The organism is Gilliamella sp. W8126, from assembly GCF_016102185.1.
GTDB classification, from domain to species: domain Bacteria; phylum Pseudomonadota; class Gammaproteobacteria; order Enterobacterales; family Orbaceae; genus Gilliamella; species Gilliamella apis_A.
Genome location: NZ_JACFPE010000002.1, coordinates 525,357 through 537,032, shown reverse-complemented (window position 1 = coordinate 537,032; position 11,676 = coordinate 525,357). Strand labels below are relative to the sequence as shown.

The following is an 11,676-nucleotide window of genomic DNA, read 5'->3' as shown; positions in this document are numbered from 1 at the left end:
TAAGCTAACCTATTAATCGCCCTAAATTTTTACCACCTAATAAATGCATGTGAATATGAAAGACTTCTTGTCCTGCATCTTTATTACAATTCATTATTAAACGATAACCACTTTCATCAATCTCTTCTTGCTTAGCAATTTTAGCCGCAACAACCATCATATGACCAAGCAGAGCTTCATCAGACTCTGCAATATGATTTACGGTTGGGATCAATTTATTGGGAATAATTAAAATATGTGTAGGGGCTTGAGGAGAAATATCCCGAAAAGCAGTGACCTGATCATCTTGAAAAACAATATCAGCAGGAATTTCACGGCGAATTATTTTACTAAAAATGGTTTCTTCAGCCATATAAGCACTCCTTTAAAAATAGCTATTAACATTAAACTTTTATTTTATAAAGAATAACATATTTTGATAACAAAGATGTATAGATATCGTTACATTTTTACACCTAATTCACTTGTTCAAGTAAAAACTTTGTCGAAAAGTTTTTTTTATTCTATTTATAATCGATTTTTAGTTATGATTAACGGATTATTTTTATTATTTATTCATTTGTTAAAGTAATTATTTTGATATATAATGCCCCGTCGATTTCAACCGCTTAATTTTCATGTTCCTTGCTTTCAATGGGTTGCGGTTGCCCCGACAGAAAGCTGATTAATCCGTAGGGAGCGATAATGCGTCATTACGAAATTGTATTTATGGTTCACCCAGATCAAAGTGAACAAGTACCTGGTATGATCGAACGTTATACTGGTACGTTAACCACTGATGGTGGCAAAATCCATCGTTTAGAAGATTGGGGTCGTCGTCAATTAGCATATCCTATCGAAAAATTGCATAAAGCACATTATGTGTTAATGAATGTTGAAGCTACTCAAGAAGCAGTAAATGAACTTGAAGATAACTTCCGTTTCAATGATGCAGTAATTCGCAGTTTAATTATGCGTACCAAACATTCTGTAACTGAAACATCACCAATGCTAAAAGCTAAAGATGAACGTCGTAGTTCTGAAGAAGATTTTAGCGATGCAAACATGGACGATGATTCGGAAGAATAATCGTTTAGTTTTATCGGGATTGGTTACCAAAACCCCGATTAAAAAAATGAGTCCAAGTGGGATATCACACTGTCAGTTTTATTTAGAACATGTTTCTGAACAAATCGAAGCAGGACTCTCAAGACAAGCATGGTGCATAATGCCCGTTATTGTCAGTGGACAACAAGAGTTAAGTTACAGTATTAAAAAAGGCAGCAAAGTTTTGGTAAGTGGCTTTATTAGTACACATACTAAACGAGATAAAACCAGTCAAATAGTTTTACATGCTGACCAAATTAAACTATTAGGAGAATAGCCAAATGGCACGTTACTTCCGTCGTCGCAAATTCTGCCGTTTTACAGCAGAAGGCGTTAAAGAAATTGATTATAAAGATGTTTCTTTATTAAAAAGCTATATCACAGAAAGTGGTAAAATCGTACCAAGCCGTATTACTGGTACTAGCGCAAAATATCAACGTCAACTAGCTCGCGCTATCAAACGCGCTCGTTACTTGGCATTATTACCATATACTGACAATCATCAGTAATTAGCAACAGAGGGAACATATAATGCAAATTATTCTACTCGATAAAGTTGCTAATTTAGGCAGCTTAGGTGATCAAGTTAATGTTAAAGCGGGTTACGCTCGTAACTTTTTGATTCCACAAGGTAAAGCAGTACCAGCAACTAAAAAGAATATTGAATTCTTCGAAGCTCGTCGTGCTGAATTAGAAGCAAAATTAGCTGAAACATTAAAAGCAGCTGAACAACGCGTTGCTGAAATCAATGCTTTAGGTAAAGTAACTATTACTTCTAAAGCAGGTGATGAAGGTCGTTTATTTGGTTCAATTGGTACTCGTGATATCGCTGATGCAGTTAAAGCTCGTGGTATTCAAGTATCAAAAAGCGAAGTTCGTTTACCAAATGGTGTATTGCGTACTACTGGTGAACACGAAGTGTTATTCCAAGTACACAGCGAAGCTTTTGCAAAAGTTATTGTTGATATTATTCCTGAATAATCATCAAATAACAGTATAAAAAACCCGTTTAATTAAACGGGTTTTTTTATACTATTTAGTTATTAGCTAAAAATAAAGTTAAAATTGGATATTCTATATTTCTTTGTTAAGGAATATTCACTCGATTATTTAACAATAATTGACGTTCCTCTGCCACGTGGATCAGATACCGGTTGAGGTTTATTATTAATAATTCTAATTGCTTGAATATCACCACTGAAATCCTGTTTTTCAAATTGATATCCCATTTTCTCAAGTTGATTTTTTAGATCAATTGGTACTTCAGCCTGAAAAGCCTCGATAAAAATCACATTATTTGGTAATAATTGATGGTGATAACGTGGTGCATCCATAGCCGATTTTAATGTCATGTTATTATCAAAAATATTTGTTACAACTTGAAAAATAGAAGTGAATATTCTCGAACCACCAGGGGTACCAATAACCATAACCACTTCATTATCTTTAACTAAAATACTTGGTGACATAGATGATAGTGGACGTTTATTTGGCTCTATCGCATTAGCATCTTTACCTACAACACCAAATTGATTGGCAATACCAGGCTTACTACTAAAATCATCCATTTCGTTGTTTAAAACAATACCGGTTCCTTCTACCACAACAGCAGATCCAAACCAACCATTTAAAGTATATGTATTAGAAACAGCATTTCCCCATTTGTCTACAACTGAAAAATGAGTAGTTTGTAATTTTTCATGATTATTATCTAGTCCAGGTTTTACTTGCTCAGTAATTGAAACCGCATTGGCATTAATAGATTTAGCCCGATTAGCTAAATAACTATCATCAATTAATTTAGCAACTGGTACATTAACAAAATCAGGATCACCCATGTATTCAGCGCGGTCAGCAAAAACACGTTTTTCGATCTCTGCTAATAAGTGGACATACTGAGCAGAGTTTACTTTAACATCTTTGAAATCATCAGCTAATTTTTGTTTCATTAATAATAATTGAATCAACCCAACGCCACCTGAACTTGGCGGTGGTGCCGTTACTACTTGCATATCATGCCAATTGGCTAGGATCGGATCTCGCCATTTAGCTTGATAGTTAGCTAAATCATTTTGTGTGATTAAAGCACCATTTTTTGCCATTTCTTGCACAATTAATTGGGCTGTTTTACCTCGGTAAAATTCATCAGCACCGTCCTTTGCGATACGCGTTAAAACAGCACCTAATTCAGGTTGCTTGAAAATTTTTCCTTCCTGCATAGCACCAAAGTACTGTTTAAAATGTCCATTGGTCGGTGCCAGATCCTGTACTTCCTGATAACGTGTAATCAGCTGTTTATCAACCGTAAAACCTTGGTTTGCAAACCGAATAGCTGGTGCTATCACTTCTTGCCAACTAAGTTTGCCAAATCGCTGATGAACCGCCCACATTCCTGCTACAGTTCCTGGAACACCTGATGCTTTATGCGAATATAAGCTTAAATCAGCCACTACATTTTTCTGTTTATCAAGAAACATATCTTTAGAGGCTTGATTAGGTGCTGTCTCTCGATAATCGATAAAATAAGGTTTTCCTTCCATCCAAATGGTCATAAATCCGCCACCACCGATATTGCCCGCTTCTGGATAGGTTACAGCTAAAGCAAATGCAGTAGCGACACCGGCATCAACTGCATTACCACCCTTTTTTAAGATTTCTTCTGCGGCGATGGCGCCATAATAATCGGGAGAAGCCACTGCACCAGCGTCAAACTTATGTTTTACATTTTCTATGGCCGCTACATATTGGCTTATTGATAGAAGAAAGATAATGCAACAATACTTTCTTAACTTGTGTTTGATATAGTACATTTCACATCTCCTTATTAAAAAATAATTATTCCCTTCTATTTTAATATTGATAAAAAAATTAAGATTTTTATTCATTATTTGATCAAGAAGGAATTTTAAATATAGCATAGAAAATGGCTGTATCGATCAGAGATTGACCATTAAAAAAACTAATACTAGTTTAGCGATGATTATAATTGAGTATATTACAAAGCAAAAAAGCACGAAATTGAGTTAATTCCGTGCGTTAATCTGTGAAGTAATAAATTAAGCTATTGATTGTCTGATTTAGCTTGTTCTTCTTTATAAAGCTTGTTGTCGTACATTTTGACAAAAGGTAGGTAGATTACTAACGCTAAAATTGCTGAAAGTATCGCAACAAACATAGCTCGATAGTCCCCACCAGTACCAATAAACGCCCCTAATCCCATTGGTGATGGCCATGGTATTAATGCAATAATTGGATTCATAAACCCACTACTAATCGCAAAATAACCTAAAGTACCACATGCCATTGGTGCTAATAAAAACGGTAAGGCAAGATATGGGTTATATACTATCGGCATACCGAAAATAATTGGCTCATTGATATTAAAAATTGCCGGGACAGCTGAAGCTCGACCCAAAATTTTTAATTGACTCGATTTAGCACAAAAAGCAATAAAGAAAGTCATAAGTAACGTTGAACCTGAACCACCTAAAATTACCAATGAATTATTGAACTCACCAGCAAATGGAATATGTGCGCCGCCAACGTTTTCATTCATATTACTAAGCATTATAGGCGTAATGAATGCCCCAATTATACTAGCACCGTGAATACCAACAACCCAAAGCGCATGGATTAAAAATAGAATCACCATTATACCAAGCCAACTTTTAGTTAAATTGGTTACAAAGGTAAATGGAACACCGATAATATCAAATATATCCGTACCAAAATACACCAAAATTCCGTTTAGAATAAGAATTGTGAAAGCAATAACAAAAGTTGGAATTAATGCAGTGAATGATCGAGATACGCCTAATGGAACGGTTTCCGGCATTTTAACCACCCAATTACGACGTACACAAAGGAAATACAACTGTGTTGCAATAATCGCCATAACAATGGCAATAAAGATACCAGATGTACCTAAGCGATAAACAAATGGTTTTAAACGTAACCCATTAAAAACTAATTCACTTTGGTCATTAAGTAAAACCATTGCACCGCTTTGCATCACCAATTCAGGTAGAGTCATAACAAAAGCAAATACCGATAACATAGCACCATTAAGTGCATTTACTTTTAAACCAGTTTCTTCTTCTTCAATTTTAGTTAATTCATAACCAACAACAATATTAAAATAGAGTGCTAATATCCCCATTGTTGCTGTATTTGCTATCATATAAAGATCACTTACTTTGAAAATAGTATTTTCAAATACTGTTTCTAAGCCAGTAAATGTCATCGGCAAAGTATTAAACACCAAAAACATCGATCCAACTATACAAAAAGGTACTGACGCCATTCCAGCTGCCATTACTGCTCGAACAATCTTAAACTGCGATATTTTTGCCATCGGAGTCATTAGATACTTTTGTAACAACACAAATCCGGTATTCATTTTGTTTTCCTCATTCAATTGATGATTTCTTGATAAGCTTGGATTCTTTTAAAATGTTTATCCTCATTACGCTCAATTTTTTTTAGTTTTATTAATATAAAAATAGTAAAAACTAAACTTGCTGCCAAAATGCCTAATATAATGTTTACCGCCTCCGGTGAATTTTTTAGAAATGGAAAGAAAAAGTGAAACAATGGGGTATAAATCAAAACCATTAACACGATAATGGATATTAATAATGTTCGGTACAATAAACGAGCATAACGTAAATGATTTTTATGATTACGATAAAGCTTAATTTGCTCAAAACTGGTTAATGTAGCCATCACGATAAGCAACAGTGGTAGTGCTATAGCAATTGATAAGCTACCCAACAGAAAGACAGCCCAATACAGGTTAATAAATAGAAAGAAGGCTGTCGCATAACGAACCGCTAAAAAGCGATTAAAATAAAGATTAGTCAAACTGACTTTTTTATGCATTTTAAGTTGGCTTTCTAGTGGAGTATTCATCGCTAACCTCTTTATTGATTTGATAACTTATAGGTTTTTTGATAGAGATTACACATCTCAATGGCAACTTCGCGCAACGTCATTGTAGTCATTAGATGATCCTGAGCATGCACCATGATAATTTCCATCTCAATTTTACAACCATTAGCATAAGATTGTAGAAGATCGGTTTGCGATTTATGTGCTTCTAATATTTCCTCATTGGCCTCTTCTAACAGCTGATTTGCTGTATCAAATTCGGCGTTTCTCATTGCTTTGAAAGCAGCATGAATTTTGGTTTTGGCATTACCACTGTGTAAAATAATATTAAATGCGGTAATTTGAATATCCTCTGAGCTCATTTGGTCATTCATTGTTATGCTCCTTTTTCAATAAGTTGGATAAAAAGTGATTTAAACTGGTTAAAATTTGCAATTTTTAACATGGCTTGTTGCATGACCGAATCATCGATTAAATTGACAATTGCTTTAGTCATCATTGCTAAATGAGAATTTTGATAAATTGACGGTGAAATCATAAAAACGAACTTTACATCTGGGTAGTTTTCATCCCAACAAAGTCCTTCTGGAATAATGGCAGTCGCTATTTTAGCTATTTTACCTACTGGAATGGCTGGATGAGGAACCACAATGGTTGGACTAAAAAGTATCTCACCAATAACCATCCGTTTTTCCATTTGCTTTTGCATTTCTCGTTTAAAGCTTTTTGCCTCATTAATAGATAAGAGATCAAGCAAATGATCCAATACAGCTTGTTTAGATGGTTTGTTTGAGCACAAATAAAAATAATCTGCGGCAATATCATCAAAGATTTGGCTAATATAATGTGAATGATTTTGCTGTTTATCATCAAATGTTGTCACAAATGAATTTTTTGGCAATGAATTAGTTTTTTGTCTATGGGAAAGATAACGACGAATCGCTTGAACATCTTCTTCACAAAAAAATACTGAAACATGAAATACCGGTACTTTAAATATTTTTGACGATAAATCGACCGAAGAAATAATAAAATCGATGTCATTTAACATTTCTGGATCAATTTCATAATAACCTCGCGTTGCCACAATTTTCACTCTTTCATCAAATTCATTTTCCACTCGATTTTTAAGTAATTGAGCACTACCGAGACCGGTTGCACAGATAATTAACACTTTGGCTTTCTGTTCATTTTTTAGTTTTTCAAGTGATGCTAAAAAGTGCAGTGCTAAATATCCCCATTCATCATCATTCACTTCATATTGTTGTAAATTGGGTAATTGATTGAAATAACGCTTAACTAACCCAAAAACCTCACAGTATTGGTGTTTAATTTCATCTATTAATGGATTATCTAATTTAATATTCTGTTGTAAACGTACTAACATTGGTTTTAAATGTTGGATTAATCCATTTTTTAATTGTTCATCATGCAAAAAAGGATAGCCTGTTTCTTGTTGGATCTTTAATAGCAAATTTGTTAGTGACGAACCTAAATCATCATCCAGATCATCTTGAATTAAATTAGATTTACTCATCAAATGTAAAGTAAGGTACATCTGTTCTTCTTTAGGAAAATGAAAACCAATAATCGATTCAATGCGAGCGATAATTCGCTCGGCAACTTGATATTCAAGTGATGAATTGGTTGAAACAGGCAAATCAAGATTTTGAATCGAAAGTCCCGATTGTAAACGCTTAATACTTAATGATAAATGCAAGACAATATTTTGTATCATCACATCTGATAATTTAATATTTGCCTCACGACATTCATCTAAAATAATAATAGTTAATGAATCAAAACTAATGGTTTCACAAGCTTGATTAAAATAGGACAAATGGTGTAGAAAATTAATTGAATCCTCATGAAAAAAATAGCTCATTATAAAATGACGTTTAGCTTTTTCTTCACCATCAACAAAAACTAGTGAATGATTTTTTTTAATCGTTAGTTCATAAGGAAGTAATTGAGATTTAATTTCGGTAATATCTTTATTTAATTGAGATGAGCTGATAAATAGTTGTTCTGATAATGCTTCAACATCAATTTTTTGACTCTCTAATAACAATAAATTCAAAATATAATGTTTTCGTTCACTCGCTTCTCGACATTGAAATTGTTCAACATTTTTATCTAATAAATGGTGTTCAATTAAAAATAAATTAAATGCATTTCGATCTTCAATTTGTAATTGAAAACCGTAACCTTGTTTACTTATTATATTACCGCCATTACTTTCAACTATAGTTTTTAAATCTTTAAGGTAGGTACGTACGGTACGATCAGATAACGATAATTGCGTAGCTAGTTCTTGACTACTTTTATATTCATTTTTAGAACGAACAAGTAAACTAATTAGTTCTCGTTGTTTTTGTTTTATCATTATCTACTACACCTTAACTATTAATGAAATTTATCCAAAGGGTTAAGTTACTAAAATGGCAATGTTAAACTTAAGCCATTTTATGATGCGATCATTCATAAAAAATCGCATCATATTAAGATCGGTAGAACAAAGATTTTCTTGAATATTAGTTAATATTATCCTCGACTAATTTAGCTAATTGTTCAATACCAGACGGTATTGGGATATATGCTTGAAAAGGAATACTCACCACTGGTTTTCCTACTTCATCGCCTAATGCTTTTAATTTATCAAACATCATCATGGTTTGAGGGCTAATTAAGAACAGTGAAAAATCACTATTTTTTATTTTATTACTACCTTCAGTTGCTGATACCGCATCAAGTTCAATGGCTTTATTTTGGCTAGCAAAAAATTCAGTAACTTTTTTAGCCATAAGTGATGATGACATACCTGCTGCACAAATAATTAACGCTTTTTTCATAATTTCTCCTAATGAAGTTAAATCGTTATAAAATTTCACCATTTGACTCAATGACTTTTTTATACCAAGCAAAAGAATCTTTACGACTACGTTTTAAGGTACCATTGCCTTTATTATCTTTATCTACATAGATAAAACCGTAACGTTTTTCCATTTCACCAGTACCAGCAGAAACGAGATCAATACAACCCCATGGTGTATACCCCATCAAGTCAACGCCATCTTCAATAACGGCTAACTTCATTTGTTTTATATGTTCACGTAGATATTCAATTCGATAATTATCATGAACGCTACCATCAGACTCAACTTTGTCATAAGCACCAAAACCATTTTCCACAATGAATAGCGGTAATTGATAGGTGTCAGTTAGCCAATTTAAGGTATAACGTAAGCCTTCTGGATCAATTTGCCAACCCCAATCTGATTTTTTAACATATTGATTACCAACTAAATCAGTTTTTTCATTATAATCATAATGATCATTGCCTTGATTGTGCCTAACAACATTGGACATGTAATAACTAAAGCCAATATAGTCTACGGTTCCTTTCTTTAACTCTTCTAAATCTTGCGAAGTAATATCTAACTTGATATTTTTACGTTGCCAATATTTTTTAATGTAATTTGGGTATTTGCCATGCACATGAACATCAGTAAAGAAGTATTTACGTTCCATAACTTTTTGTGCCATTAGGATGTCGCTTGGTTTGCAAGTTTCAGGATAGATTGGCACTAGTGCAATCATGCATCCAATTTGAAAATCAGGGTTAATCGCATGACCAATTTGAACTGCTTTTGCACTGGCAACTAATTCATAATGAGCGGCTTGATACATGATCTCTTCACGATTATCACCTTCTTTATAATAGATACCAGAATTAGTGAAAGGAGCAAAATCTTCGTCAAAATTAGCTTGGTTATTAATTTCATTAAAGGTCATCCAATATTTGACTTTATTTTTATAACGATCAAAACAGACTTCGGCAAAGCGAACAAAGAAATCGATTAATTTACGATTACGAAAACCACCATATTCGGTTACTAAATAATAAGGTAATTCGAAATGAGAAAGAGTGACCACAGGTTCAATGTTATATTTTAAACATTCATCAAACAAATCATCGTAAAACTTTAAACCTTCTTCATTTGGTTCAAGCTCATCACCTTTTGGAAAAATTCGCGTCCAAGCAATTGAAGTTCGAAAACACTTAAACCCCATTTCAGCAAATAACTTGATATCATCTTTATAATGATGATAAAAATCGATAGCTTCGTGATTAGGATAATACTCACCAGGAATAATACCTTCAGTGATTTTGCGATAGCTTTTCGGCGATCCAACTGTCATCACATCAGCAACACTCATACCTTTGCCGCCAACTTGCCAAGCACCTTCCAATTGGTGAGCAGCAACAGCACCGCCCCATAGAAAATCTTTTGGTAAACCTTTATTATTCATAATCAATTACCTATGTTTATTGATGATTCAAATTTAGTATAAAAGGAAAAATAAATAATTACTAACCAACTTTTTCCGTATTGATAAGGAAAATTGTAAATAGAATAAGGAAAATTTATCTTAAATTTGGATAACAAAGAGATTCAGGAAGAAAACAGGGAGTTGTAAATTTAAATTTAAGAGAATAAAAATTTGGCAGCTAATTTTTGACTAAATAGCTGCCATTTGAACAATAATGCTAATCTGTTAACAATTTTATTGTTCAAATAATCGCATTGCTAACAAACCATGCGCCATAGTTGCACCTACTCTTACCGATGCGGAAATGGAAATTAATTCAGCCAACTCTTCTAAACTAGCTCCTGCTCGTTTTGCACCTTTGACATGAACATCAATGCAATAAGCACATTGCGTTGTTAGTGCGATAGCTAAAGCTATTAACTCTCGAGTTTTTATTGGAATATTTCCATCATTTCGCTTAATCGTTTGCTGATCAAAATCAATAAATGCTTGTGTTTCATTTGGAGCTGATTTCAATAAACATGCTAAATATTTAAAATCTTCTCTCGATTGATAATCACTCATATTGTTTTCCTTTTTGAGTTTGTAATTTATTTATTAAACTTAACAACCAACAGGCAGGACAACCTTGTAACAGCAAAAAGGCACCCACAACCAAAAACAATTTAAGCAAAAGCGGAAGTTGAAATAAAAATACAGCAAATATCAACGAAATTGCAACTATACCTCTTATTAAATGTAAAATGATTGAGTTACGACAATACATTGAGTTCTCCTACATGTTATTTAAAATCTTGAAAGTTTTCGTGAATTAATTTTTTCTTTTATTAGCATTCTAGCTCGGTGCAATCGGCTTTTTACCGCCTCAACATTAATACCTAGTTGGTCAGCGACTTCTGGGGATGAATATTCCCTAATATCTCTTAAAATTAGAACTTCTCGATAGATTATTGGCAAAACAAGAATTGCATTGATCAAATCAATTTTGAGATCAATATCTGTATATGCTGTTTTGAGGCTATCGAAATCAAAACCTGAATCAATATTCTCCGAATTCCTAATTCTGAATAATCGATAACATTAACGTTCGACAATTCGAAATAACCAACTACTGAAGGTAGCCACCGTTTTCAACATGCTTATTTTTCGATATAACTGCCATAGTGCAATTTGCACCGCATCATCAATATCTTCCGAGCTTGAACAGGTTCGTCTTGCAAATGTTTTTATATCTGGTTGACAAATGACTAGCAAATTTTCCAGTGCTTGCTTATCGCCCTTACAAGCTAATTCGATGAGTTGTTGTTTATTTTTACTCATTAGTTTTTAATCTCTAGCTAATAAAATCGTAATGAAATATTAAGT

General features: G+C 33.3%; 16 protein-coding genes. 4 read left to right on the top strand and 12 right to left on the bottom strand.

Annotated features, from left to right (window positions below):
• Nucleotides 1-4: 4 nt before the first annotated feature.
• On the bottom strand, nt 5-352 hold the full coding sequence (locus tag H3S74_RS06390; protein ID WP_198247510.1) for an HIT domain-containing protein: 348 nt from the start codon (nt 350-352) through the stop codon (nt 5-7).
• A gap of 332 nt (nt 353-684) precedes the next feature.
• On the opposite strand from H3S74_RS06390, the gene rpsF reads away from it, so the two are divergent.
• The 4 genes from rpsF to rplI are packed head-to-tail and all read left to right on the top strand — an operon-like array spanning nt 685 to nt 2,067.
• Nucleotides 685-1,068, top strand: coding sequence for a 30S ribosomal protein S6 (gene rpsF / locus H3S74_RS06385; protein ID WP_065579333.1), 384 nt, complete (start codon nt 685-687; stop codon nt 1,066-1,068).
• Nucleotides 1,037-1,363 (top strand): primosomal replication protein N, encoded by a 327-nt coding sequence (gene priB / locus H3S74_RS06380; protein WP_367275177.1) that lies wholly within the window; start codon nt 1,037-1,039, stop codon nt 1,361-1,363. Before rpsF ends, priB begins: the two co-directional genes overlap by 32 nt.
• 4 nt (nt 1,364-1,367) lie before the next feature.
• Nucleotides 1,368-1,595 (top strand): 30S ribosomal protein S18, encoded by a 228-nt coding sequence (rpsR, locus tag H3S74_RS06375; protein WP_025314965.1) that lies wholly within the window; start codon nt 1,368-1,370, stop codon nt 1,593-1,595.
• A 22-nt stretch (nt 1,596-1,617) separates the two neighbouring features.
• Nucleotides 1,618-2,067 (top strand): 50S ribosomal protein L9, encoded by a 450-nt coding sequence (gene rplI / locus H3S74_RS06370; protein WP_065579335.1) that lies wholly within the window; start codon nt 1,618-1,620, stop codon nt 2,065-2,067.
• Nucleotides 2,068-2,192: 125 nt separating this feature from the next.
• Here rplI and ggt read toward each other — a convergent pair whose 3' ends face one another.
• The 11 genes from ggt to H3S74_RS06315 all read right to left on the bottom strand — a co-directional run bounded on the left by ggt (nt 2,193) and on the right by H3S74_RS06315 (nt 11,631).
• Nucleotides 2,193-3,896, bottom strand: a complete 1,704-nt coding sequence (gene ggt / locus H3S74_RS06365) for a gamma-glutamyltransferase (protein ID WP_198247509.1) — start codon at nt 3,894-3,896, stop codon at nt 2,193-2,195.
• A gap of 251 nt (nt 3,897-4,147) precedes the next feature.
• Nucleotides 4,148-5,485: a PTS cellobiose transporter subunit IIC gene (celB, locus tag H3S74_RS06360; RefSeq protein WP_110447472.1), complete on the bottom strand. Its 1,338-nt coding sequence runs from the start codon at nt 5,483-5,485 to the stop codon at nt 4,148-4,150.
• A 14-nt stretch (nt 5,486-5,499) separates the two neighbouring features.
• A complete protein-coding gene (locus H3S74_RS06355; protein WP_086364132.1) occupies nt 5,500-5,997 on the bottom strand; it encodes a hypothetical protein in 498 nt (165 codons plus the stop codon).
• Between the two features lie 11 nt (nt 5,998-6,008).
• Complete coding sequence (locus H3S74_RS06350; RefSeq protein WP_086364133.1) at nt 6,009-6,350, bottom strand: PTS cellobiose transporter subunit IIA; 342 nt, start codon at nt 6,348-6,350, stop codon at nt 6,009-6,011.
• 2 nt (nt 6,351-6,352) lie between these two features.
• Nucleotides 6,353-8,362, bottom strand: a complete 2,010-nt coding sequence (locus H3S74_RS06345; RefSeq protein ID WP_198247508.1) for a transcription antiterminator — start codon at nt 8,360-8,362, stop codon at nt 6,353-6,355.
• A gap of 148 nt (nt 8,363-8,510) precedes the next feature.
• Nucleotides 8,511-8,828, bottom strand: a complete 318-nt coding sequence (locus H3S74_RS06340; RefSeq protein WP_065613497.1) for a PTS cellobiose transporter subunit IIB — start codon at nt 8,826-8,828, stop codon at nt 8,511-8,513.
• 25 nt (nt 8,829-8,853) lie between these two features.
• On the bottom strand, nt 8,854-10,290 hold the full coding sequence (locus H3S74_RS06335; RefSeq protein WP_198247507.1) for a 6-phospho-beta-glucosidase: 1,437 nt from the start codon (nt 10,288-10,290) through the stop codon (nt 8,854-8,856).
• A 255-nt stretch (nt 10,291-10,545) separates the two neighbouring features.
• The gene (locus tag H3S74_RS06330; RefSeq protein ID WP_198247506.1) at nt 10,546-10,875 is read right to left on the bottom strand and encodes a carboxymuconolactone decarboxylase family protein; all 330 of its coding nucleotides are present in this window, start codon (nt 10,873-10,875) and stop codon (nt 10,546-10,548) included.
• Nucleotides 10,868-11,077: a hypothetical protein gene (locus tag H3S74_RS06325; RefSeq protein ID WP_198247505.1), complete on the bottom strand. Its 210-nt coding sequence runs from the start codon at nt 11,075-11,077 to the stop codon at nt 10,868-10,870. The genes H3S74_RS06330 and H3S74_RS06325 overlap by 8 nt, the downstream gene beginning before the upstream one ends.
• A gap of 20 nt (nt 11,078-11,097) precedes the next feature.
• Entirely contained in the window at nt 11,098-11,289 is a 192-nt protein-coding gene (locus H3S74_RS12690; protein ID WP_370547565.1) for a sigma factor-like helix-turn-helix DNA-binding protein, read from the bottom strand.
• A 102-nt stretch (nt 11,290-11,391) separates the two neighbouring features.
• Complete coding sequence (locus H3S74_RS06315) at nt 11,392-11,631, bottom strand: RNA polymerase sigma factor (protein ID WP_198247503.1); 240 nt, start codon at nt 11,629-11,631, stop codon at nt 11,392-11,394.
• Nucleotides 11,632-11,676 lie beyond the last annotated feature (45 nt).